Consider the following 23,570-nt stretch of genomic DNA (forward strand, 5'->3'; position numbering starts at 1 on the left):
GGCAGCTTCCGTTCCCGGGGCAGCAGCTTCCGTGACAGGGCCAGTTTACTACGGGATGTAGTAATGGCCCGGCGGCTCAGTGCAGGAACAGCGACACCGGGAGCGCGACCAGCGTCGTCGCCAGCGCCAGCGCGGCCACCCCGGGCAGCCGTCCCGGCCGGCGGGCGTCCAGCAGTCGCTGCACCCGGGCGTCGAGTTCGCCGTCCGCGACCCCGAGCGCGCCGGCCGGGGTGACCCGGGAACCGGCGCTGGCGAACCGGAGCAGCGCGGCGGCGAGCGGGCCGTCGGCGTGCAGCCGCCGGGCCTTGTCGTCGGCCCGCATCTCCACCAGCAGGGCGACGGTGTCGTGTGCGACGCGTACCCAGCGGACGCCGGGGAGGGCCCGGCAGAGCGCGGTGAACGGGAGCAGCACCAGGTCGTGCCGCTCGTCGGCGTGCGCCCGCTCGTGGCTGAGGACCGCCGCGAGCTGCGCCCGGTCGAGCAGGCTCAGGGTGCCGGCGCTGACCACCACCTGCGGGCGTACCCCGGGAAGGCAGTAGGCGGCCGCGCTCGGGTGGTCGAGTACCAGGGCGCCGGGCGCGGCCGGGTCGTCCCGGGCCACCAGGGTCAGCAGGTCCCGGTGCCGGCGCTGGGCGCGCAGCGCGCCGAGCAGGCTCCGGGCCGTCGAGCCGAGCAGCACCGCCGCCACGCCGACACCTACGCCGACCAGACCGAGGTGCGGCACGCCCAGGCCGGCCGGCAGGTCGCCGCCGCCGAGGAGGTCGCCGGCGAGCGACCGCAGCGCGGAACCGGTGCCCTGGCCGTACGGAGCGAGCCCGAGCGAGATCGGCAGGCCGATCGCGGAGAGCCCGAGGGCGAGCCCGACGAACTGCCAGCAGACGATCGCGATCCGGGGACTGTGCCACGCCCAGCCGGCGCCCAGCCGGCCGGACCGGGTCAGGACCTGGGCGGCGAGATAGCAGGCCAGCGCGGCGAGCGCGAAGTGCGCGGCGTAGAGCATCGGCTCAGCCCTGCCGCTTCGCGGTGGGCGGCCGGTCGGTCGGCGCCAGGGGATCAGCCGGTGTCGGAAGTCGGGTCGGGTTCGACCCGGACTCGTCGGCCAGCGCCGCGCGCAGCACCTCGGCCTCGGTCCCGGTGACCGAGCGGGCGAACCGGACCAGCGCGGCGTCCCGGCTGCCGGCCAGGTCCAGGGCGTCGAGCATCAGCCGGGCGATGTGCGCCTCGCGGCTGGCGGCCGGCCGGTAGCGCCAGGCCCGTCCCTCCCGCTCGCGCTCGACCATGCCCTTGCCGGCCAGCCGGTCGAGCACTGTCATCACCGTGGTGTAGGCCAGTTCACGGTCCCGCAGCGCCTCGGCGACCTCGCGGACGGTCGCTCCGGCACCGGCGCCCCGGTCCCAGAGCACGTCCATCACCGCACGTTCGAGATCACCGAGTCGCGTCACGACGCCAATTCTACTACCTGCTGTCGTACAGCTACCGACCCCGTCGTTCCCGTCGACATCGTCCAGCCGGCGGCTTGCGTCGGACGGCCGTGGCGGCGGTGTCGGAAAAGCGACGCGGACGACGGTCGATGTGTCGTGGACGAGTCGGATCGAACCTATCGGAGCGGACCGCCCCCGTGTGGTGCCACTCAACTGCGAGAACATGATCCGGCAGGCCGATGTGACCCCGACTGCCGGGACCTGTTGGCGCCGGTCGACGATCTAGCCGCTGGCATCGCCGCGCACGGTAATCTCTGTCTAACATTTCGCGGCGGAGGACGAGTGCGGCATGAAGAGAGTCGGACCCGACGTCGAGGGCCACCTGGCCGATCTCGACGACATCCCGCTGGCCCAGGTGCTGCTGCTGGACGAGGACGAGAGCGTCCTGGCCAACTCGATCCGGAGGGTCATCGATGCGGCCCAGCGGCACCCCCAGGACACCGTGGCAGCGTTCAACAACTACATCTGACGCGCTGTCCGACGAGGTGAACGGGAACGGTGCGGTCGGTTCCGACAATGTCGTCGGTACGCCGGTCCGGCAGGTGCTGCTCAAGATTCATAGTCGGTGCAACCTGGCCTGCGATTACTGCTACGTCTATCAGCACGTCGACCAGACCTGGCGGAACCAGCCCAAGGTGATGTCCCGGCCGGTGGTCGAGATGGCGGCGATGCGGATCGCGGAGCACGCCCAGAGACACGGGCTCGACCTGGTCACCGTGATCTTCCACGGCGGCGAGCCGTTGCTGGCCGGCCCGGACCTTCTCGACCACGCCGCCCGTACCATCCGGGCGGCCGTCCCGGCCAGCACCACCGTCGACCTGCGGATCCAGACCAACGGGGTACTACTCGACGAGGTGTTCCTGGAACTGTTCGGAAAGCACGGCATCCGGGTAGGGATCAGCCTGGACGGCCCGGCGGCGGCGAACGACAGGCATCGCGTCTTCGCCGGCGGTCAGGGTAGTCACCGGTTGGTCGCACGAGCGCTACGCCGGCTGCACCAGGAACACCACCGGCACCTGTACGGCGGAATCCTCTGCACCGTCAACCTGGAGAACGATCCGATCGAGGTGTACCGGAGCCTGCTCGACTTCCACCCACCCCGGATGGACTTCCTGCTGCCGCACGGAAACTGGACCACCCCACCGCCGGGCCGGCGAACCGACACCACCGACGCCCCGTACGCCGAGTGGCTCATCCGGATCTTCGACGAGTGGTACGCCACCCGGCCGCAACGCACCGGCATCCGGTTGTTCGAGTCGCTCGTCGACCTGCTGCTGGGTGGGCGGAGCGGCAGCGAGGTGGTGGGGTTGAGCCCCAGCGATCTGATCACCGTGGAGACGGACGGCGCGATCGAGCAGGGCGACGCGTTGAAGACCACCGAGGAGGGCATGGCGGCAACCGGCCTGCACGTCGCCTCGTCGACCTTCGACGAGGCGATCGCGCAACCGGGTGTCCAGGCCCGGCAGTCGGGTCTGGCCGGCCTCGCCGCCACCTGCCGGTCCTGCCCGCTCGTCCGGATCTGCGGCGGCGGCCTCTACGCGCACCGCTACCGTGCCGCGAACGGGTTCGAAAACCCCTCGGTGTACTGCCCGGACCTCACCCGGCTGATCCGGCATATCCGGGTCCGGCTGAACGCGGAACTCTCCGTGCTGCGGGTCTGCGAGCCGGGATAGTCAACCGCTGTGCCGGTCGGGGCTGCGGAGGCGCATGTCCAACGAGGGCGGACATCCGTACCGGACGTGACTCCTGCCTCGTGGACGATTGCCTGGTGATTCGGTGACGCGATAGATTGCTGTGATCACTGCAGGTCGGGTGAAAGTTGCCTTGACCTGGCGCGATTCGTATTCACGATCGAGCTGATCGCTTTGACGTGCGCCCATGGGGTAGCAAGGAGGTTGAGGTTTCCTGGTGACGCCTCCGGAGGCAGCGGGAGGGCAGTGTGCGGCTTGGACCACGTATTCTCCGGTCGAACGGTGGCTTGCGGCTACCCGCCGGTTGTTTCGACACCTCCGCCTGGCGTCTTGCGGCCGGGCCGTTCCTACCACGAGAATGGGACCGCCTTGTCCGAGGGGCTACTCCGTAGCAGATGATCTAGAAAGCCCGGACGCATGAATCGCCCCTGCGTGAGGAGGAGCTGTTGACGCAGTTCTTCCTGAGCCGTGCTGTGGGTGACGACGACAGCTACGCGATCCGCTTCTTTCAAGACCTGTCGGCCAAGGTCCGGGTGATCTCGGGTGTCGACGGCGACGTCGGATTCGTCGAGACGGTGGAGAGCGGCAGCCGCTCGCCCTGGTCGACGGCGGCCCGTAATGCCCTGGCCGACTGTCAGACTTTCGTCGCACTCTGCTCGCCGCGTTACTTCCTCAGCGAACGGTGCGGACGGCAGTGGTCGATCTTCGCGGAGCGGCTCCGGCGATACGAGAAGGAGACCGGGCGCCGCCCTCCAGCATTGATCTCCGTGCCCTGGGGGGACAGCGGTGGCGGCGAGGCGGTCCGGCAGCTCATCCGGTTGCGCAGTCACCGGCCGCGCTACGAGGCGTTGCTCGCCTCGGTTGCCCGGCAGATCATGGAGACGATCGAGGAATACCAGATCCCACCGATGAGCCCCAGTTTCGACCCGGCCAAGGTGCCGAACGCCTTCGGCTACGCCGAAGTGGACTCGACCGACCATGCCGAGTCCGGATCGATCGGGCAGAAGCCACCCAGAAAAGACCTGGTCGAGGCTGTCAGCCAACGGGTCCACTTCATCGTGGCCGCCGGCACTCGGGCCGAGATGGACACGGTGCGGGAGGACCTTCGCTTCTACGGTGAGCGGGGCCGGGACTGGGCCGCGTACCGGCCGGCGCTGGCGGAGCCGCTGGTCGCCCACGCCCGTGCGCTCGCGGCCGAGCAACTCTTCGGCTCGGATGTCGCCGAGCTCGACGATCTCGCCGAACGCCTCGACCGGGCTCGGCGCAACAACGAGATCGTCGTGGTGCTGGTCGACGCCTGGATCACGAAACTCGCCTCCTACCGTCGCATGCTCGCCGAGTTCGACAGCCATGCCGAGCCGAGCGTCGCGGTACTGGCGCCGGCCAGCCTGACAGACGCGGAAACGGTCCGGCACGGTGGGGAACTCCGGGCCGGGCTGACACGGGCGCTTCCGCGCAACCTGGCGCGGCAGGACCAACTGGTCCGCATCGAGATCGACAGCCCAGAGTCGTTCGAAGTCGACCTTGTGGCGGCGCTGGAGGAGGCACAGAATCGCATCTTCAGCCACGGCCGGGTGTTCCGCCGACCTGCTCAGGACGAGCCCGTGGACCGTCCCATCCTGCAGGGTCCGTAATGGGTCGATGATGGCGTCGCACACCCTTCCCCGGAACTTGCCTCTCGCTCGACGGCCGGGCCGGTGGCACTACTCGGCACGAAAGTACGATGCGAGGGCTTCCTATAATGAGCGTGGCTCGCGAACGACGAGCATGACGGCAGCTCCGTGCCGTACGCTGATCTCCCATTTCGTCGTTGATCGGCAATCCCGGTGCGTACGGCGCGGAGACCGGGGAGGACCGTTGCTGTACTTCTTCTTGAGCTATGCCCATGGGGAACGCGACGACAAGGTCCGCGTCCAGCGGTTCTTTGCCAACCTGAGCACGGAGATTCGAGTGTTGGTCGGCGAGGACGATCGCACCGTGGTCGGGTTCCACGACGACGGGGCGCTGCGCGTCGGGGACCACTGGCCCCGGCAATTGCTCGAAGCGCTCTGCCGTACCCAGACAATGATCGCTCTGTTCTCTCCACGCTACTTCCGCAGCGAGTTCTGTGGTCGTGAATGGGCGGTGTTCAGCGAGCGGATCCGCCGACGGGAGCAGGCCGCCGGGGCGCGTAGGGCGCGGTTGATTCCGATCTTCTGGGTGCGGACCCAGGTACCCGACTTCCTCGGTCATCTCCAGCATCACGACCCTCGGCTCGGCGCGGCTTACGAGCGGGAGGGCCTGCGCGAGCTGCTGCGGGAGAGCGGCCGAGACTACGAGCGGTTCGTGTTGGCACTCGCGCAGCTGATCACGGAGACCGTGCGGGAGGATCCTCGGTTACCCGAGCTTGATCCGGGCTCGCTCACCAGGGCCGACCTTCGGGGGGTGGGCAGCGCCTTCCACCCACGCGTCGAACCGGTCGGATCGCAGGAGGTCCCGCGCCCGGAACCGGCACCGAGGCCGACATCGTGGAAGTGGCCACTTCGGGATGCTGACACATCGGACATTCCGCAGCCCCGGCCGATTCTCAGTCTCGAAATCGCGGAGGACCTGGAACACCCCGGCCCGGCAGAGCCGGTGGGGGACACCGGTGCCGCGCCAGACACCTCGTGGGGTGATGGTCATGATCGACCGTGAGGACGGCCGGCAGCCTATCGGCCGGATCATCACCTTCTATTCCTACAAGGGTGGTACCGGCCGGACGATGGCGCTGGCCAACGTCGCATGGCTGCTCGCCAGCAACGGCCACCGAGTGCTGACCATCGACTGGGACCTGGAGTCTCCCGGCCTGCATCGCTACTTCCACCCGTTCCTGGTGGACAAGGACCTACGCGGTTCGCTCGGCGTGATCGACCTCGTCCGCGAGTACGCCAAGGCAGCTACCCGGCCGGCTGAGGACGGTTCGGGGTTGCTGGATTCCACCGAGGTGGCCGACCTGGCCCGGGTCCAGCGCTACGCCAGTTCGCTGGAGTTCCCCTTCCCCGGGAACGGTGGGGTCGACCTGGTGCCGGCGGGCCGGCAGGGGACGGAGTACTCCGCCCGGGTCAGCACCTTCAACTGGGACGACTTCTACTATCGGCTCGGCGGCGCAGTCTTCCTGAAGGCGTTCCGCGACGATCTGCGGGCACACTACGACTACATCCTGATCGACAGCCGGACCGGGCTCAGTGACACGGCCGGGATCTGCACCGTCATGCTGCCGGACGTGCTCGTCAACTGTTTCACCATGAGCACGCAGAGCATCCAGGGTGCGGTCGAGGTGGCCCGGTCGATCCGCAACCTGCGGGGGCGACAACCAATCCAGATCTTCCCGGTCCCGACCCGGGTGGAGGACGGCGAGCAGATCAAGCTGGAACGGAGCCGTACGCACGCCCGGCAGCAGTTCGAGCCGTTCGTCCGGGCGCTGGAACGGGAGAACGTCGACAAGTACTGGGGCGCGGTCGAGATCCCCTACAAGGTCTACTACGCCTACGAGGAGATCCTCGCCGCGTTCGGCGACAGACCTCGCCAGGAGGGCACGCTGCTCGCCGCGTACGAGCGGCTGACCGGCATCGTGGTCGGTTCGCCGATCGAGTTGCCGGTCCTCATGCCCGAGGCGCGGCGGCTGCGCTGGCTGGCCGACTTCGAACGCCGGACGCCACCGGGACCAGGCGATGTGGTGGTCAGCTACGCACCACGGGACCGCATCTGGGCTGAGTGGATCGCCGCCGAGTTGAACCGGGTCAGCCAGCCCAGCCGACTGGTCGAGCAGCGCCTGTCGGTGGAGGAGGTAGAGCGGGCCGACCGGATGCTGGTGCTGCTCTCTCAGGAGTACGCGCGTTCCCGGGACGCGGCACGGCTGTGGCGACGTGGGCAGGAAAAGGACTATGACGGCCCCGGTCGATTCATCGTCCCGATCCGGTTCGACAGCACCCCCACTCCGTCGACGCTCGAGGAGCGGGACGTCATCGACCTGCACGGGGTGTCGGCGTCACGGGCCCGGGAAGCCTTGTTGGCGGCTCTCGATCTGGTGGACGTGCCGTCGTCGGCGGGTGCGGTGGGCGAGGGACAGATCTGGCCGCGCTTCCCGGCCGCGCTTCCGCCGGTCTGGCGGCTGCCTGCCCGGAATCCGGCGTTCACCGGTCGGGCCGCGATCTTGGAGACCCTGCGGAACCGACTGCACCAGCATCCGACGGCACAGCCCCTGGCTCTGCTCGGGCTGGGCGGGGTGGGCAAAACCCAGATCGCCCTCGAGTACGCTCACCGGTTCGCTGCCTATTACGAAATCGTCTGGTGGATCTCGGCGGACCAGCCGCAGATCGTCCGGGTTGAACTGGCCAAGCTCGCCGGACAGCTCAAACTGCAGTCTGGACCGACCGTGGACGAACAGGTCGACGCCGTCCTCCAGGCACTGCGGCAGGGCACCCAGTTTCCCCGGTGGTTGATCATATTTGACAACCCGGAGGAGCCGGAGCAACTCCGCGGATTCCTCCCCGACGGACCGGGCGACGTTATCGTCACCACTCGTAACCAGGGCTGGACGCATGTCGCCGAGCACCTGGAGATCGGGGTCTTCGAGCGGACCGAGAGTGTAGAGCTGATTTCCCGCCGGGTCGAGACAGTGGCGCCGAGCGAGGCCGACGCCGTGGCCGAGCGGCTGGGTGATCTTCCGCTGGTGGTGGAACAGGCAGCAGCCTGGCTGGCCACCACGGCGATGCCGGTGCGCAACTACCTGCAACTGCTGGACACCCGGATGCCGGAGATGCTGGCCGAAAAGCCGCCACAGGGTTATCCGACCTCGGCGGCGGTCACCTGGAATCTTTCGTTGCAGCGGCTGCGGGAGAGCCGGCCTGCCGCCGCCCGATTGCTGGAGCTTCTCTCGTTCTTCTCCCCGGAACCGATTCCGACCTGGCTGCTTCAGACGCCCCGAATGGTGGAGGAGTTGGCCAAGGTCGACCGGGCGATGCGCGATCCGCTGCTGCACGGCGCGCTGATCCAGGATATCGGTCGTTACGCGCTCGCCCGAGTCGATCCGGCAAACAACGCGATCCGTGTTCACCGGCTGGTACAAACGGTTATCAGGGACGCGATGAGCGTCGAGGCGAGGGCGGAGAGCCGGGTGCAGGTGCAGGAGATTCTCGCGGCCACGTCGGCGGCGAGACAGGGCGGCGTGGACGACCAGCGGAACTGGTCGACCTACGAGGAACTGCGCCCGCATCTCGAGCCCTCCGGCGCGCTGGAGTCCCGAGACGACGCGACACGACAGTTGGTCCTTGACATGGTGCGCTACCTCTGGCTGCGTGACGACCTCACAGGTAGTGCGGAACTGGCCGAACGGGCGATCAAGCAGTGGTCGACGATGTTCGAGACCGAGGACGCCCTCGCCCTGCGGCTGCGGGTGCTGCTCGCCAACACGCTACGCACCGCCGGCCGCATCCGTGACTCACTGGCCCACAGCGAAGAGGTGGTGCCCCGGCTGACCGAGTTGCTCGGTGACGACCACTTCTACACGCTCGAAGCGGTGGGCGGTCTCGCTGCCGACCTCCAGTATTCGGGGAACTACCACAGGGCGGCGCAGCTGACCCGCGCGTGCTGGCAGCGGTGGCGTGCCACCTATGGCGACGACTATTTCCGGACGCTGAGTGCCGCGAACAACGTGGCGTTGACGGAGCGGCTGGCCGGAAACTACGCCGAGGCCGCTCGGATCGACGCAGACACCCTGCGCCGCCGGCGCAAGGTGCTCGGCGAACGCAACAAGTGGACGCTGTACTCGGCGATCGCCTACGGGCGGGACCTCCGGGCCCTGGGCGACCATGCGGCCTCCCGCGAAACGCTGGAGAGGGCGTTGGAGGGCTCCAGGGATCTGCTTGGCGACGATGACTGGGTGACCCTCTGGGCGGCCAAGAGCCTCGCGGTGACGATTCGCCGGATGGGGCGCCCGCACGACGCCGTCGGGCTGCTCGATGACACCCTGCGCCGAGCCCACCAGACGCTCACCGAGCGGCACCCGGATACCAAGGGGTGTCTGCTGGAATCCGCCTGCCTCCGGTCCACGATGGGGGACCATGCGCTGGCCCAGGCACAGGCACGCGACGCGGTGACCTACTTCCAGAAGGAATTCGGGGCGGACAACCCGTACACCCTCGGCGCGGAAAACGATCTCGGTATCATACTGCTCCGGGCGGGTGAGGCCGCGGCCGCGCTACCGATCTTGGCGGATGCCGCCGAGCGGTTCACCGATGTCCTCGCCGACGACCATCCCTATACCCTGGCCTGCCGGCTCAACCTGGCCAGCGCGCGATCCGCCACCGGCGATGCGGCGGACGCCCGGCGGCTGGACGAGCGCAGTCAGGGCAAACTGATGGGGCGGTTGGACTCGAAGCATCCGACCACGATCGCGGCCACGGCCAACCTGGCGATCAGTCTCCGGGACACCGGTGCGGTTCACGACGGTCAGCGGCAACTCCGCAAGGCGCTCGAACTTTCCAGCCAGGTCCTCGGCGACGAGCACCCGAATACCGCAGCGATCCGTGCCGGCCAGCGCATCACCATCGACATCGAACTCGAGCCGGTCTAGACCGGCTCGATCCCGCAGACGATCTGGTATCGTCTCGCCAGCCTGAGGGCCAACCACCGCAGCACCTCTGCCGGATCGGCCCGGCCGTCGCCTGCCTCGTACAGCCAGCGAGCCAAACCGAAGTACTCGACCATCGGTCGGCCTAGATCAAATTCTTGGCTGACCGCAAGGGAGAGCCCGACCCATCCCGAGACGTCGCCCTGTCGGATCGCCGAGACGTAGCCGCGGACCGCGTCGGAGATTCGACCTTCCAGGTACGCCAGGTCGGCGAGGCTCGGCGTCGGCACGGCGGTGCCCAGCTCGGCTCCGGTGGCCCTGGCCCGGATCAGCGTGGCCAGCCCCGGTTCGGCCGCCATCGGATGAGCCGGTGCCGACGCGCTGTCGGTGGAGAACAGGTTGGTCGGATCGACCCGTTCCGGCAGCCAGACCGGGCGGGGATGGTCGGCGAGCCAGTTCAGGTCATCGGCCGGTGGCCAGCCGTTCGTCAGGCGCCAACGGATGACGTAAGCCAGCGCCGCATCGGCGGCGTACCGGTCGATCTCGGGCGGTACCGGTTCGGTTGCCCAGTCAGCGAGTTTGCCCGCCATCTGCCGGACGAAGACGGTGCCGAGACGGGTCAACGCGCCGGTCTCGAGCAGACTGTCGGCGGCGACCAGGGTGAGCCGGCGCCACAGCGCGAACTCGAAGTGCGCGGAGCGCAGGGCCGCCGGCTCGGTCAGGGCCTGCCGGCGGCGCCGCCAGAAGTCACAGACACCCAGATGCGCGTAGGTGCCCTGGAACAGCGCTGAGATCGGCCTCGGGTCGGGCCGCCACGGGGCTAAGTAGCCGGTGTCCGGATCTGCCCGATGCAGGTCGACCAGATCGTTGATAGCGACCAGCTTCATGTGCTGGAATTCGTGGATCAACGACAGCGCGAGGGATTCCGGCTCCGAGGTCGCGGAGACCGCCACCGAGCCGAAGGCGTGGAACGAGGTGGCTCCCAGGGTCGTGCCCTCGGCGGCCGGGGCGAGTGGCACCACACAGACCAACGCGGTCCGGATCGCGTCGGCATGGTCCGGGAACTGCCGGACGACGAGCTTCCAGGCCAGCCGGAACAGCCGGCCGAGCCGTGCTGCGGCCGGATCGCTCAGCCGGCCTGCCGGCTGCCACCGGTAGCAGTCCCGGTACGGGTCCAAGTCCTCGATCGCCAACCGGTAGCGATGGCCCGCACTGTCGATCCGCATGAGCCGTCGGGGTGCCCAATGTTCGGACGGCTGTTGGAGGGGCATTGCGACCGTGACCCGCCGGGTCGACCCGACGAAAACCAACCGGACCGGTCCGCCGATGATCCGGACCGGACCCGGACCGAGGCCGGTGGCGGCACCGAGGGTAGGCAGCACGACGGTACCGCGATTCGTCGGCAACTCGACCTCGAACCGCAGGCCGGCCAGGGCTGCGGCGGACGCGGCCAGCGCGGTCAGGTAGTCGAGCGGGTCGAGCGATTCCTCGTCGGCGCCGTTGCCGCTGCCGAAATGCCGCAGGCAGGTACTGGCCCAGTTGTCGAGGTACGGATGGGCCAACACCGCGCGTACGGCTTTCGGGTGGCGGGCCTCGGCGGCACTGAGCAACGTGACGGCCCGGTCCGTCGACGCTGCCGCCGAGCCGCCGAGCCGCAGGGCTCTCCGGGTCACCTCGAGCAACTGCACCCGACGTTTCGACCGCTGGCTGGCGGCCAGAATCTCGACCGCGTCGAGGCCGCCACCACCCCGACCCAGCGCAGCGAACTGTTCGGCCGTGAACCGGTGTCGTTTGATCGGCGTGGTTCGCCGACGTTGATGCTGCGACGACGTCGGCGCAGGTCGTACGGAACGTGGGGGTACATCCATCTGCCACCTTCGGCGTGCCGCCGTCAGTGGGAAGGAGCGCGTTGGCTACGCCGGGCGATGGCGGGGCAGCCAGCTCATCGCATAGCTCACCGCCGAGCTGACGGAAAACAACCTCGCCTTCCCGGCACCCACATTACCGACCCGGACGGCATTCGCCGAGGTCAATTCGAAATCCTTGCCCAGTTCGGCGAAATCGCGGTCGTCCAGTACCGCCGCCTGGTAGCTGATCCACTCCCGCCGGCCCTCCGAAGTCGTCACCACGCAGCGGTTCGTCCGACGCCCCAGCCCCGGCAGCCGGTACTCCGCCAGATGGAACGCGGTGCACCGGTCGTACCCGACGCCGAGCAGCAGCGTCTCGCCGCCGACCGACTCGACGGCGCCGAGCGGTGACTCCGGACCGATCTCGGAGGTGATCGGATGCCGGGCGGTCAGCTCCGCCGCCCGAGCGCCGACCGCGGCGAACGAGGTCTGCGGATGGCCGCTGCGCGCGGCACCGGGCCAGGTGCGGACCGTCTCGGCGATCAGCCCCAGTTCCCGGCACGGGGTGACGGCAGGGTCGAACGCCGGCAACTCGGCCCGGATTGTCGGCCACCAGGACTCGGGGACCCGGACGTGCGACCAGCGGGACGGATCGCGGTTGTCCCGGCTGAACGCCGGCACGACGAGCGTGCCGCCCTCGCCGAGTACGTCCAGCAGCGCCCGGACCACCGTCGGAGCACCCCCGCAGACCCAGCCGAGCGAACGGAGCGAGGCGTGCAGCAGGACGCTGCTTCCGGCCCGTACTCCGAGTGCGCGAAGGTCGCGGACGAGACTGCTCCGAGTCTGTGGCCCCGCGCCGTCCATGTGACGGCAGTGTGCCAGAAACCCGACGGGCAGTGTGCCCCGGAACTCGACAGCGGTGTGCCGGAAGACGAGGCCGGTCAGATCCCCTTCGGATGCCAGACCGTCTTGGTCTCCAGCAACGCCGTCATCCGGCCGATGCCGGGATCGGCGGCCCAGTCGACCGGCCCGGCGGACGGCCGGAGTACCCGCTTGAGGTTGCCGGCTGCGGCCCGCTCCAACTCGGCGGCGAGGTCCGGGTCGGCGACCCCGGTCAGGTCCAGCGCGTTCACGTCCATGTGCCCGGCCAGCCAGGGCGCGGTCTCGGCCGGCCGACCGGTGAGCAGGTTGACCACTCCGCCGGGCAGGTCGGAGGTGGCCAGCACCTCGGAGAGGGTGATCGCGGGCAGCGGGCTCGCCTCGGCGACCAGCACCACCACCGTGTTGCCGGTGACGATCGCCGGCGCCACCACGCTGACCAGCCCGAGCAGGGCCGGTTCGGCCGGGGCGACCACCCCGACCACGCCGGTCGGCTCGGGCGCGGAGAGGTTGAAGTACGGTCCGGCGACCGGGTTGGCGTTGCCGTAGACCTGGGTCAGCTTGTCGGCCCAGCCGGCGTACCAGACCCAGCGGTCGATCGCCTCGTCCACCTCGCCGGCCGGCACGCCGAGGCCGACGAACTGGTCCCGCCGCCCCTCCAGCATCTCGGCGACCCGGTAGAGGATCTGCCCCCGGTTGTACGCGGTCGCGCCCGACCAGCCCTTGACCGCCGCCCGCGCCGCCAGTACGGCATCCCGGACGTCCTTGCGGGAGGCGAGTGCCACGTTGGAGTTCTGCACCGGATACGACCGCCCCGACTCGCTGCGCGGGAACTTCCCGCCGATGAAGAGCTTGTACGTCTTGCGTACCGCCACCCGCTCAGACATCGAGGTACGCCTCCAGCCCCTGACGGCCACCCTCCCGGCCGTAGCCCGACTCCTTGTAGCCGCCGAACGGCGAGGTGGGGTCGAACTTGTTGAACGTGTTGGCCCAGACCACCCCGGCGCGCAGCCGGTCGGCCATCCAGAGGATCCGGGAGCCCTTGTCGGTCCAGATCCCCGCCGACAGGCCGTACGGCGTGTTGTTCGCCTTCTCCACCGCCTCGGCCGGGGTACGGAAGGTGAGCACCGAGAGTACCGGCCCGAAGATCTCCTCCCGGGCGATCCGGTGCGCCTGGCTGACCCCGGTGAAAATGGTCGGGGCGAACCAGAAGCCCTGGTCCGGCAGCTCGCACGGCGGGGACCACCGCTCGGCCCCCTCCGACGCGCCGATGTCGGCGAGGGTCCGGATCCGGTCCAGCTGGGCGGCCGAGTTGATCGCGCCGATGTCGGTGTTCTTGTCCAGCGGGTCGCCGACCCGCAGCCGGGCCATCCGGCGCTTGAGCGCGGCGAGCACCTCGTCGTACACCGACTCCTGGACCAGCAGCCGGGAGCCGGCGCAGCAGACGTGGCCCTGGTTGAAGAAGATGCCGTTGACGATGCCCTCGACGGCCTGGTCGACCGGTGCGTCGTCGAAGACGATGTTGGCGGCCTTGCCGCCCAGTTCCAGGGTCAGCTTCTTGCGGCTGCCGGCCACCGACCGGGCGATCTGCCGGCCGACCTCGGTGGAACCCGTGAAGGCGACCTTGTCGATCCCGTCGTGCTCGACGAGCGCCCGGCCGGTCTCGCCGGCCCCGGTGACGATGTTGACCACCCCGGGCGGCAGGTCGGCCTGCTGGCAGATCTCGGCGAAGAGCAGCGCGCTCAGCGGAGTGGTCTCGGCCGGCTTGAGCACCACCGTGTTGCCGGCGGCCAGCGCCGGGGCGATCTTCCAGGCCAGCATCAGCAGCGGGAAGTTCCACGGGATGACCTGGCCGGCGACGCCGAGCGGGCGCGGGGCGGGGCCGAAGCCGGCGTACCCGAGCTTGTCGGCCCAGCCGGCGTAGTAGAAGAAGTGCGCGGCGACAAGCGGCAGGTCGACGTCCCGGGACTCCCGGATCGGCTTGCCGTTGTCCAGTGACTCCAGCACCGCCAGCTCGCGGGAGCGCTCCTGGACTATCCGGGCGATCCGGAACAGGTACTTGGCCCGGTCCCGGCCCGGCATCGGCCCCCAGACCTCGTCGTACGCCCGGCGGGCCGCCCGCACCGCCCGGTCCACGTCACCCGGACCGGCCTCGGCGACCTCGGCGAGCACCTCCTCGGAGGCGGGATTTATCGACTTCAGAGTGCCGCCGTCACCGGGCTCGACGAACTTCCCGCCGATGAACAGCCCGTACGACGGCTTGAGGTCCACTACCGCGCGCGACTCGGGCGCCGGGGCGTATTCGAACATCGGTTCAGTCCAGGGTGAAGTAGTCGGGGCCGGAGTAGACGCCGGTGGTCAGCTTGGTGCGCTGCATCAGCAGGTCGTTGAGCAGGCTGGAGGCGCCGAACCGGAACCAGTCCGGGTCGAGCCAGTCCGCCCCGGCGGTCTCGTTTACCAGTACCAGGTATTTGATCGCGTCCTTGGTGGTCTTGATGCCGCCGGCCGGCTTGACCCCGACCTGCCGGCCGGTGACCTCCCGGAAGTCCCGGACCGCCTCCAGCATCACCAGGGTGACCGGCAGGGTCGCGGCGACCGGCACCTTGCCGGTGGAGGTCTTGATGAAGTCGGCGCCGGCCAGCATCGCCAGCCAGGAGGCCCGCCGGACGTTGTCGTAGGTGGCCAGCTCCCCGGTCTCCAGGATGACCTTGAGGTGGGCGTCCCCGCAGGCCGCCTTCACCGCGACGATCTCGTCGTGGACCTCCTGGTAGCGGCCGGAGAGGAAGGCACCCCGGTTGATCACCATGTCGATTTCGTCCGCCCCGCCGGCCACCGCCGAGCGGGTGTCCGCGAGCCGCACCTCCAGCGGTGCCTGTCCGGACGGGAACGCCGTGGCGACGCTGGCCAGGTGCACCCGGCCGGCCTCGCCGGCCGGCCGGGTGGACGCACCCCAGAGCGCGGCGGCGGCCACCGGGACCATCGTCGGATAGACGCAGACGGCGCCGACCGGCGGGCAGGACGGATCGGCCGGGTCCGGGCGCAGCGCCTTGGCGGCCAGCGCGCGTACCTTGCCCGGGGTGTCGGCACCTTCCAGCGTGGTCAGGTCGACCATCCGGATCGCCAGGTCGATCGCCCAGGCCTTCGAGGTGGTCTTGATCGAGCGGGTGCCGAGCATCGCCGCCCGCTGCTCCGCGCCGACCTGGTCCACCCCGGGCAGGCCGTGCAGGAAGGTCCGTAGGGTCGCCTCGGAACGTCCCACCTCGGACAGGTCGGAACGTCCCGCCCCGGACAGGTCGGACCGCGCCGACGCCGTTGTCGCCGTCATGCCGGCAAGTCTACGCACCGGTACCCGCGTGTGATCTTGGCCATAGTTGCCGATTGACCGTCGTCGTCGTCGTCGTCGCCGTCGCCGTCGACGCGACCGGGCGGGCCGCCGTGGGGTGGCGGGGTCCCGGGTCGGGTGGCGGGGTTCCGGGTCGGGTGGCGGGGTTCCGGCGAGGCGGGTACCGCAGACCCGGTGACCAGGCGAAGATCCGCCCCGAGGTTACCGGTAGGTTGAGCGACCGTGGACGTACTCGTGGTTGACCATCCCGTGGCCCAGACGCGGCTGACCGTGATGCGCGACGCCCGGACCGACTCGGCGTCGTTCCGCGCCGCGCTGCACGAACTCACCACCATGCTGGTGTACGAGGCCGCGCGCTCGCTGCCGGTCGAGCAGTTCCCGATCGACACCCCGGTGGCGCCGACCCAGGGCATCCGGCTGGCCAACCCGCCGCTGCTGGTACCCGTGCTCCGGGCCGGACTGGGAATGGCCGACTCCGCGCTCGGCCTGCTGCCCGAGTCGTCGATGGGCTTCGTCGGGCTGGCCCGGGACGAGCACACCTACGAGCCGCGCGCCTACATGGAGTCGCTGCCGACCGACCTGGCCGGCCGCCCGGTGCTGGTGCTCGATCCGATGCTGGCCACCGGCGGCTCGCTGGAGCACTGCTGCCGGCTGCTCGCCGACCGGGGCTGCACCGACATCACCGTACTCTGCGTGCTCGCCGCCCCGGCCGGGATCGAGCGGCTGGACCGCTCCGGGCTGCCGCTGCGACTGGTCACCGCCGCGATCGACGAGCGGCTCAACGACCGGATGTTCATCGTCCCCGGGCTCGGCGACGCCGGCGACCGGCAGTTCGGCGGCATGCCCCGGTTCTGACCTCCGACCCCGGCTCCGGGCTGTCCCGGGCTGTCTCCAGCCCGGTTCCGGGCTTGTCTCGGGCCTGGTTCCGGGCTGTCTCGGGCTGCGCGGGGTCCGATTCCGCCGAACCCGCTCCGAACGGTCCGGCCGGGACGCATGCGCGGCTGGCGCGAAACGGCTACCGTTCCGGGCCATGACAGGTGTTGGGTTGGCCGAGGAGTTGCTGCTGCTCGGCTACGACGACAAATCCGGCAAGGCGACCGGTTCCCGGATCGGACTCGACCTGGGCATGGCCGCCGCCGTGCTGGTCGACCTCGCCCTCGCCGGCCGGGTCGCCTTCTCCGACGGTTCGATCGTGGCCACCGACCCCGCGCCGACCGGTGACCCGATCGCCGACGACGTGCTCGCCCGGATCGCCGCGGACACCCCGCACACACCGGCCTCCTGGGTGCAGCGGCTCCGACACGGGCTGCGCGACCGGATCCTCGGCGACCTCTGCACCCGGGGCGTGATCAGCGACGTGGACGAGACCGAACTCGGCTACATCCACGTGCACCGCTACCCGGTGCTCGACCCGTCGGTCGAGGCGGAGATCCGGACCCGGCTGACAGCCGCGCTCACCGGCGAGGCCGTACCCGACGAGCGGACCGCCGCGCTGGCCGCGGTGATGGCGGCGATCCGGGTACAGCCGAGTCTCGGGCTGACCGGGCCGGCCGCCGAGGACGCCCGGAACCGGCTGGCGGAGATCGCCCGGGGTGCCGGGTTCACCGACGACGGGAGCCTGGAGGGGTCGACCATCCGCCCCTCGGTGGCACTGGTGATCGCCGCGCTCTCCCGGGCCATCGACGCCGCCCTGGGTAGCCGCGCCTGACGCCCCGCCCACCAGGGACGCCGGCCTGCACAGCCGCGCCTGACGCCCACCAGGGACGCCACCCTGGGCAGCCGCGCCCGCCGCCCACCAGGTAAGCGAGGGCGGCGGCTACCAGATGCCGAGGGCGGCGGCGGTCTCGGTGCGCAGCGCCCGCACCGAGGCCGCGGCGCGCTCCCGGGCCGCCGGCACGTCGCCGTCGACCACCGGCTCCACCACCTCCAGGTACGCCTTCAGCTTCGGCTCGGTACCGGACGGCCGGACCACCACCCGGGCGGTGTCGGTACGCAGGATCAGCACGTCCGCCGCCGGAGCCAGGTCCCGTACCGAGGTGACCGGCTCGTCGAGCAGCGTAGCCGGAGTCCTGCTCCGGATGTACGTCATCGCGTTCTCGATCTCGCGCAGGTCGTCGACCCGGACCGAGAGCTGGTCGGTCAGGTGCACCCCGAACTCGCCGGCCAACTCGTCCAGCCGGTCGGCGATGGTCCGCCCCTGCGCCTTCAACTCCGCCGCCAGCTCGGCGACGGTGAGCGCGGCGCTGATCCCGTCCTTGTCCCGCACCTGGTCGGGGGCGACGCAGTAGCCGAGCGCCTCCTCGTAGCCGTAGACCAGCTCGGCGTCCCCGGACTCGGCGGCGGCCCGGACGATCCACTTGAACCCGGTCAGCGTCTCACCGTACGGCACGCCGCGCGCCTCGCACAGGGCCCGCAGCAGGGACGACGAGACGATCGTGCTGGCGTACAGCCCGGTGCGGCCCCGCCGGATCAGATGGTCGGCCAGGAGTACGCCCAGCTCGTCGCCGTGCAGCATCCGCCAGCCGCGTACCCGGTCGGGGATCGCCACCGCGCACCGGTCGGCGTCCGGGTCGTTGGCCAGCGCGAGGTCCGCGCCGACCTCCCCGGCCAGCGCGAGCAGCTTGTCGGTGGCGCCCGGCTCCTCCGGGTTCGGGAACGACACGGTGGGGAAGTTCGGGTCCGGCTCGGCCTGCTCGGCAACGATCCCCGGCACGGCGAAGCCGGCCCGGGCGAAGACCGAGGTGAGCACGGCGGCACCGACACCGTGCAGCGGGGTGTACGCCACGGTCAGCTCGCGCGGCCCGGCCGGTGCGATCACCCCGGCGGTGACCCGGACGTACCCGGCCACCACGTCGTCGCCGAGCACGTCACCGGGCGCGCCCAGCGGTACCGCCGCCAGTGATCCGACCGAGCGGATCGCCGCTTCGATCTCGGCGTCGACCGGGGGCACGATCTGCGCGCCCGCGCCCCGGGGGCCGCCGGTGGCGGCGCCCAGGTAGACCTTGTAGCCGTTGTCCTGTGGCGGGTTGTGGCTGGCGGTGACCATCACCCCGGCGACCGCGCCGAGCGCCCGGACCGCGTACGCCAGCACCGGGGTGGGCAGCGGCCGGGGCAGCAGCAGGGCCGGCCGCCCCGCACCGGTGGCCACCCGGGCGGTCCGCTCGGCGAACTCCTTCGAGCCGTGCCGGGCGTCGTACCCGATCACCAGCGGGCCGGACGCGGCGCGGGCGCCGAGCCAGCCGACCAGCCCGGCCGCCGCGGCCGTGACCACGGCCAGGTTCATCCCGTTCGGGCCGGCCCGCAGCGGCCCGCGCAGCCCGGCGGTGCCGAAGGTGAGCGGCCCGGCGAACCGGTCGGCCAGCTCGGCAGCGCTCGCCGGCAGCCGGTCGAGTACGCCCCGCAGCTCCTCCCGGGTCGCCGGGTCGGGGTCGTCGTCCAGCCACGCCTGGGCGCGGGCCCGCAGCCGGGCCAGCTCGTCGGGGGAGGCGTCCGGGGACAGGCCGCCGGACCGCTTCGGTTTCGCCACCATCGGACTGTGATAGCACGCCGGCCACCCCCGGACGCGGTCCGGCCCCGCCCCGGCGTGGTCCACGCCCCCGGGGCGGGCAAGGATGGACGTCAGCCGGCGCTGCCGAGCCGGAACGACTTGACCATCTCGTCGAAGATCGGCTTGCTCTCCTCGAACCGGGCGTCGGGAGTGGTCAGGTAGAAGGAATAGACCTTGCCGCCCTGTACGACTCCGCGCCATATGCCGTGCCGCTGCTCGTCACCGTCGCCGCAGGTGTATTCCAGCTGCGCGGCGGGCTTGCCGACCAGTTCCTCGTCCGTAAGGCCCACCTGCCGGTAGGGCTTGGCGCAACTCTTGCTCGACTTCAGCCCGTTCGCGGCGATCTCCGCCCAGCGGCGTGAGCTGTCACCCTTGAAGTCCTCCACCAGCACCCGCACCCGTCGGCCGCTGTCCTCCGGATCGGTGTAGTCGATGTAGACGGCTTTCTTCGGGACCGCCTTCTTCCACTCCTTGGGCACGTTGAGCGAGACCCCGCGTTCGTCGTGCGGTTGGGTGGCGAAGGACGCCGGCACCGGGGCCTGGCTGGTCGGCCCGGCCTGCGGCGGCGGCGTGCCGGCGGGGTCCTCGTCGCCGCCGATCGAGAGCGCGACGATGCCGATCAGCAGCACCGCGGCCACCCCACCGGCCACGGCGAGCTGCATCCTGCGCGGCCAGCCCTTGACGGTACGCAGCACCGAGTCGCCGGCCTGGCGGGCGCCGTCCAGGCCGCGACCCACGCCGCCACCCCGGGCGGTGTGCACCGTGCCCCGCCCGCCGGTTCCGGGCATCGCACCGGTCGGCGTGTTGAGTGGCCCGCCGCGCCGGCCGGCCGCGCCCGGCATCGCCCCGGTCGGGGTGTCCAGCGGGTTGTCGCCGGCTGCCGGCGGCCGGTTCGAGCTGGCGGCGTCGCGGGAACTCCGGGCGATCCGCTCGGTCAGGGACTCGCCCGGGGCGAGCATGGCCGAGCCGCCGATCTCGCCGTTGGCCGCCGGCCGGGTGGACCGGCCCGGCTGGGCTCCGGCCGCCGTCGGTGACTGGGGTGCGCCGGCGGGCTGCTGCCACGGTGAGCGCTGGCTCGGCACCACCGCGTACGGGTCGGTGACCATGTGCCCTGCGGCGTTGCTGGCCAGCGGGCCGGCCAGCAGCTCGCGGAGCATGGTGCGCGAGGCGGTCACGTCGAGCCGGCGGGCCGGGTCCTTCTCCAGCAGGCCGAGCAGCACCCGGGTCAGTGCCCCGGACCGGACCGGCGGCGCGGGTGGGTCCTCCACCACCGCGTGCATGGTCTCGATCGGGTCACCCTTGTCGAACGGCGGCCGTCCCTCGACCGCGGTGTAGAGGGTCACGCCGAGCGAGAAGAGGTCGCTGGGCGGGCCGAAGTCCTGGCCCATGGCCCGCTCCGGCGAGATGAAGTGCGGCGAGCCGAGCACCATGCCCGGGGTGGTGAGCTGGACGTCGGTCGGCATCCGGGCCACCCCGAAGTCGGTGAGCACGCACCGGCCGTCGGAGCAGATCAGCACGTTTGCCGGCTTGACGTCGCGGTGCAGCACGCCGATCGCGTGCGCCACCTCGAGCGCGCCGAGCAGGGCGATGCCGATCTTGGCGACGGCGCGCGGCGCGAGCGGGCCGTCCTCGATCACCATGTCGGCGAGGCTGCGCGCGTCGAGCAACTCCATCACGATCCACGGCCGTCCGCCCTCGGTGACCACGTCGTAGACCTGCACCACCGCCGGGTGCTGGAGCGCCGCCGCCGCCCGCGCCTCGCGCAGCGTGCGCTCGTACATCGCGTCGCGGTCGCTGGGGGCCAGCCCCGGCGGGAGTACGACCTCCTTGACGGCCACGTCGCGCCGCAGCAGGGTGTCGGCCGCGCGCCACACCGTGCCCATGCCGCCGTGGCCGACCGCCGCCCGCAACGAGTACCGGCCGCCGATGGTGATGCCGGGTGCCGCACGTCCGTTGGTGGGATTGGCCGGTCCGCCACTCCACGTCGGGATCTGAGTCACAGAAAAGCCACCGAAGAGAATCGAGGGGGCACAGGACAGAACCCCCCTATATTGCGGGTTCCGACCGCAGAAGGGAAAGACAACCGCCGGAGTTGCCGAGAACTCGACCGTACGTGTCGGTCTCCTCACCGAAAGTTCGGGTACCTGGACGGGGCGTGCCGATCCGCTCACCAGCCGGCCGGTGCCGGTTCGCGAGCCGGCCGGTGGTGGCCGTTCGGCCCTGCGACGCCTGGTCAGCGGATCGTTCTACCATGCCGGGCATGAGTGAAGGTCGGTCGAGCGAGTCGGGTTTCCCGATCAGGGCGGTCTACGACGCCGCCGACGTACCGGAAGGTCTGGACGACCGGCTCGGCGCGCCCGGCGAGTTCCCGTACGCCCGGGGCGTCTACCCGACGATGTACACCTCGCGGCCGTGGACCATGCGCCAGTACGCCGGCTTCGGCACCGCCACCGAGTCCAACGCGCGCTACCACCAACTCCTCGCCGCCGGCACCATGGGCCTCTCGGTCGCCTTCGACCTGCCCACCCAGATGGGCTACGACTCGGACCACCCGATCGCGCACGGCGAGGTCGGCAAGGTCGGGGTGGCGATCGACTCCGTCGACGACATGCGGACCCTCTTCGCCGGCATCCCGCTGGACCGGGTCTCCACCTCGATGACCATCAACGCCCCCGGCTCGGTACTGCTGCTGCTCTACCAACTCGTGGCCGAGGAGTCCGGGGTGGCCGGACCGGCGCTGAACGGGACCATCCAGAACGACATCCTGAAGGAGTACATCGCCCGGGGGACGTACATCTTCCCGCCCAAGCCGTCGCTGCGACTGGTCGCCGACACCTTCGCGTACTGCCGCAGGGAGGTGCCGAGGTGGAACACCATCTCGATTTCCGGCTACCACATGGCGGAGGCCGGGGCGACCCCGGTGCAGGAGATCGCCTTCACCCTGGCCAACGGCGTCGAGTACGTCCGTGCGGCGCTCGCCGCCGGCCTCGCCGTGGACGACTTCGCCCCCCGGCTGTCGTTCTTCTTCGTGGCCCGGACCACCCTGCTGGAGGAGGTGGCGAAGTTCCGGGCCGCCCGGCGGATCTGGGCCAACCTGATGCGCGACGAGTTCGGCGCCACCAACCCGAAGTCGCTGATGCTGCGCTTCCACACCCAGACCGCCGGGGTGCAGCTCACCGCCCAGCAGCCGGAGGTGAACCTGGTCCGGGTCGCCGTGCAGGGGCTGGCCGCGGTGCTCGGCGGCACCCAGTCGCTGCACACCAACAGCTTCGACGAGGCCATCGCGCTGCCCACCGAGAAGGCGGCCCGGCTGGCGCTGCGTACCCAGCAGGTGCTGGCGTACGAGACCGACCTGACCGCCACCGTCGACCCGTTCGCCGGCTCGTACGTGGTGGAGTCGATGACCGACGAGATTGAGGCCGGGGTGCGCGAGTTGATGGGCCGGGTCGCCGAGTACGGCTCGGCGGTGGAGGCGATCGAGGCGGGTTTCCAGAAGCGCGAGATCGAGGCGTCGGCGTACCGGGTGGCCCAGGAGATCGAGTCCGGTGACCGGGTGGTGGTCGGGGTCAACCGGTTCACCGTCGACGAGGAGGAGCCGTACCAGCCGCTCCGGGTCGACCCGGCGATCGAGACGGCCCAGCGCGACCGGCTGGCCCGGCTGCGGGCCGACCGGGACGCCGCCGCCGTCGAGCGGGCCCTCGCCGACCTCCGCACGGTCGCCACGGGTACCGGAAACGTGCTCTATCCGATGAAGGACGCGCTGCGGGCCCGGGCCACGGTCGGCGAGGTTTGCGGCCTGCTGCGCGAGGTATGGGGCACCTACCGGCCGACCGACCGCTTCTGACCACGCCCGCCCCGCCGGTGGGCGCCCGCCGACAGTCGGCCCCGCCGGTGGTCGGCCGGTGTCGGCCGGCCGTGCTGGTCGTCCGGGCAGCCGGGAGTGCCGGTGGGGTTTTTCGGGTATCAGGAGGTAAGCGGCCCCTTTCGGTGCGATGACGGACAGCCTGTGCGCGGTCCGTTTGACGCCGACTGTCACCCTGGGGACCCCCGCCACCCCCGGTGGTGCTTCACCGTTGCCTGCCCGAGGACCGTCGGACAACTCGACAAACCGGCCAGGTGACGTTGCTGCGGAGCTAGATCGTGACCGGTGAAACCGTCACGCGTTGTAGGAGGTGTGGCACAGATGGCGG

17 protein-coding genes are annotated in these 23,570 nt (G+C 70.7%); 8 read left to right on the forward strand and 9 right to left on the reverse strand.

All coding sequences use genetic code 11. The features are described from left to right. Positions 1 to 76: 76 nt before the first annotated feature. Entirely contained in the window at positions 77 to 1,000 is a 924-nt protein-coding gene (locus tag ACN28A_RS18645; protein ID WP_421396804.1) for a M56 family metallopeptidase, read from the reverse strand. Between the two features lie 4 nt (positions 1,001 to 1,004). Continuing rightward, the gene (locus ACN28A_RS18650; RefSeq protein WP_421396805.1) at positions 1,005 to 1,442 is read right to left on the reverse strand and encodes a BlaI/MecI/CopY family transcriptional regulator; all 438 of its coding nucleotides are present in this window, start codon (positions 1,440 to 1,442) and stop codon (positions 1,005 to 1,007) included. Positions 1,443 to 1,770: 328 nt separating this feature from the next. Here ACN28A_RS18650 and ACN28A_RS18655 point away from each other — a divergent pair, with 328 nt between their 5' ends. The 5 genes from ACN28A_RS18655 (at position 1,771) to fxsT (ending at position 9,767) form a co-directional block, all read left to right on the forward strand. Continuing rightward, entirely contained in the window at positions 1,771 to 1,950 is a 180-nt protein-coding gene (locus ACN28A_RS18655; RefSeq protein WP_421396806.1) for a hypothetical protein, read from the forward strand. Positions 1,951 to 1,966: 16 nt separating this feature from the next. After that, the gene (locus ACN28A_RS18660) at positions 1,967 to 3,154 is read left to right on the forward strand and encodes an FxsB family cyclophane-forming radical SAM/SPASM peptide maturase (RefSeq protein ID WP_421396807.1); all 1,188 of its coding nucleotides are present in this window, start codon (positions 1,967 to 1,969) and stop codon (positions 3,152 to 3,154) included. A 464-nt stretch (positions 3,155 to 3,618) separates the two neighbouring features. Then, positions 3,619 to 4,806, forward strand: a complete 1,188-nt coding sequence (fsxC, locus tag ACN28A_RS18665; RefSeq protein ID WP_421396808.1) for an FxsC protein — start codon at positions 3,619 to 3,621, stop codon at positions 4,804 to 4,806. 223 nt (positions 4,807 to 5,029) lie between these two features. Next, complete coding sequence (locus tag ACN28A_RS18670; protein ID WP_421396809.1) at positions 5,030 to 5,848, forward strand: TIR-like protein FxsC; 819 nt, start codon at positions 5,030 to 5,032, stop codon at positions 5,846 to 5,848. Next, positions 5,835 to 9,767, forward strand: coding sequence for an FxSxx-COOH system tetratricopeptide repeat protein (gene fxsT, locus ACN28A_RS18675; RefSeq protein ID WP_421396810.1), 3,933 nt, complete (start codon positions 5,835 to 5,837; stop codon positions 9,765 to 9,767). The genes ACN28A_RS18670 and fxsT overlap by 14 nt, the downstream gene beginning before the upstream one ends. On the opposite strand, the gene ACN28A_RS18680 is transcribed toward fxsT, so the two are convergent. The 5 genes from ACN28A_RS18680 to deoC all read right to left on the reverse strand — a co-directional run bounded on the left by ACN28A_RS18680 (position 9,764) and on the right by deoC (position 15,815). Continuing rightward, positions 9,764 to 11,437 (reverse strand): HEXXH motif domain-containing protein, encoded by a 1,674-nt coding sequence (locus tag ACN28A_RS18680; protein ID WP_421396811.1) that lies wholly within the window; start codon positions 11,435 to 11,437, stop codon positions 9,764 to 9,766. The genes fxsT and ACN28A_RS18680 overlap by 4 nt on opposite strands. Before the next feature lie 240 nt (positions 11,438 to 11,677). After that, positions 11,678 to 12,475 (reverse strand): aminoglycoside N(3)-acetyltransferase, encoded by a 798-nt coding sequence (locus tag ACN28A_RS18685; RefSeq protein WP_421396812.1) that lies wholly within the window; start codon positions 12,473 to 12,475, stop codon positions 11,678 to 11,680. A gap of 77 nt (positions 12,476 to 12,552) precedes the next feature. Beyond that, a complete protein-coding gene (locus tag ACN28A_RS18690) occupies positions 12,553 to 13,377 on the reverse strand; it encodes an aldehyde dehydrogenase family protein (protein WP_421396813.1) in 825 nt (274 codons plus the stop codon). Beyond that, on the reverse strand, positions 13,370 to 14,800 hold the full coding sequence (locus tag ACN28A_RS18695; RefSeq protein ID WP_421396814.1) for an aldehyde dehydrogenase family protein: 1,431 nt from the start codon (positions 14,798 to 14,800) through the stop codon (positions 13,370 to 13,372). The genes ACN28A_RS18690 and ACN28A_RS18695 overlap by 8 nt, the downstream gene beginning before the upstream one ends. Positions 14,801 to 14,804: 4 nt before the next feature. Continuing rightward, positions 14,805 to 15,815, reverse strand: coding sequence for a deoxyribose-phosphate aldolase (gene deoC, locus ACN28A_RS18700; RefSeq protein WP_421396815.1), 1,011 nt, complete (start codon positions 15,813 to 15,815; stop codon positions 14,805 to 14,807). Between the two features lie 240 nt (positions 15,816 to 16,055). Here deoC and upp point away from each other — a divergent pair, with 240 nt between their 5' ends. Next, complete coding sequence (gene upp, locus ACN28A_RS18705; RefSeq protein WP_421396816.1) at positions 16,056 to 16,688, forward strand: uracil phosphoribosyltransferase; 633 nt, start codon at positions 16,056 to 16,058, stop codon at positions 16,686 to 16,688. A gap of 175 nt (positions 16,689 to 16,863) precedes the next feature. Beyond that, positions 16,864 to 17,541, forward strand: coding sequence for a GOLPH3/VPS74 family protein (locus ACN28A_RS18710; protein ID WP_421396817.1), 678 nt, complete (start codon positions 16,864 to 16,866; stop codon positions 17,539 to 17,541). 108 nt (positions 17,542 to 17,649) lie between these two features. On the opposite strand, the gene ACN28A_RS18715 is transcribed toward ACN28A_RS18710, so the two are convergent. Both ACN28A_RS18715 and ACN28A_RS18720 read right to left on the reverse strand, forming a co-directional pair. Then, positions 17,650 to 19,362 (reverse strand): phospho-sugar mutase, encoded by a 1,713-nt coding sequence (locus ACN28A_RS18715; protein ID WP_421396818.1) that lies wholly within the window; start codon positions 19,360 to 19,362, stop codon positions 17,650 to 17,652. An 89-nt stretch (positions 19,363 to 19,451) separates the two neighbouring features. Continuing rightward, positions 19,452 to 21,380, reverse strand: coding sequence for a protein kinase domain-containing protein (locus tag ACN28A_RS18720; RefSeq protein ID WP_421396819.1), 1,929 nt, complete (start codon positions 21,378 to 21,380; stop codon positions 19,452 to 19,454). A 260-nt stretch (positions 21,381 to 21,640) separates the two neighbouring features. Between ACN28A_RS18720 and ACN28A_RS18725 the strand changes: the two genes are divergently transcribed. Further along, on the forward strand, positions 21,641 to 23,224 hold the full coding sequence (locus ACN28A_RS18725; RefSeq protein WP_421396820.1) for an acyl-CoA mutase large subunit family protein: 1,584 nt from the start codon (positions 21,641 to 21,643) through the stop codon (positions 23,222 to 23,224). Positions 23,225 to 23,570 lie beyond the last annotated feature (346 nt).

Origin of the sequence: Plantactinospora sp. WMMB782, assembly GCF_049179135.1 — a bacterium.
In the GTDB taxonomy this organism is placed as follows: Bacteria; Actinomycetota; Actinomycetes; order Mycobacteriales; family Micromonosporaceae; genus Plantactinospora.

Bases quoted from the DNA above. Each gene is read 5' to 3' on its own strand.
- ACN28A_RS18645 (WP_421396804.1), bottom strand. From the start codon at position 1,000: ATGCTCTACGCCGCGCACTTCGCGCTCGCCGCGCTGGCCTGCTATCTC.
- ACN28A_RS18655 (WP_421396806.1), top strand. From the start codon at position 1,771: ATGAAGAGAGTCGGACCCGACGTCGAGGGCCACCTGGCCGATCTCGAC.
- fxsT (WP_421396810.1), top strand. From the start codon at position 5,835: ATGATCGACCGTGAGGACGGCCGGCAGCCTATCGGCCGGATCATCACC.
- ACN28A_RS18685 (WP_421396812.1), bottom strand. From the start codon at position 12,475: ATGGACGGCGCGGGGCCACAGACTCGGAGCAGTCTCGTCCGCGACCTT.
- ACN28A_RS18690 (WP_421396813.1), bottom strand. From the start codon at position 13,377: ATGTCTGAGCGGGTGGCGGTACGCAAGACGTACAAGCTCTTCATCGGC.
- ACN28A_RS18695 (WP_421396814.1), bottom strand. From the start codon at position 14,800: ATGTTCGAATACGCCCCGGCGCCCGAGTCGCGCGCGGTAGTGGACCTC.
- deoC (WP_421396815.1), bottom strand. From the start codon at position 15,815: ATGACGGCGACAACGGCGTCGGCGCGGTCCGACCTGTCCGGGGCGGGA.
- ACN28A_RS18710 (WP_421396817.1), top strand. From the start codon at position 16,864: ATGACAGGTGTTGGGTTGGCCGAGGAGTTGCTGCTGCTCGGCTACGAC.
- ACN28A_RS18715 (WP_421396818.1), bottom strand. From the start codon at position 19,362: ATGGTGGCGAAACCGAAGCGGTCCGGCGGCCTGTCCCCGGACGCCTCC.
- ACN28A_RS18725 (WP_421396820.1), top strand. From the start codon at position 21,641: ATGAGTGAAGGTCGGTCGAGCGAGTCGGGTTTCCCGATCAGGGCGGTC.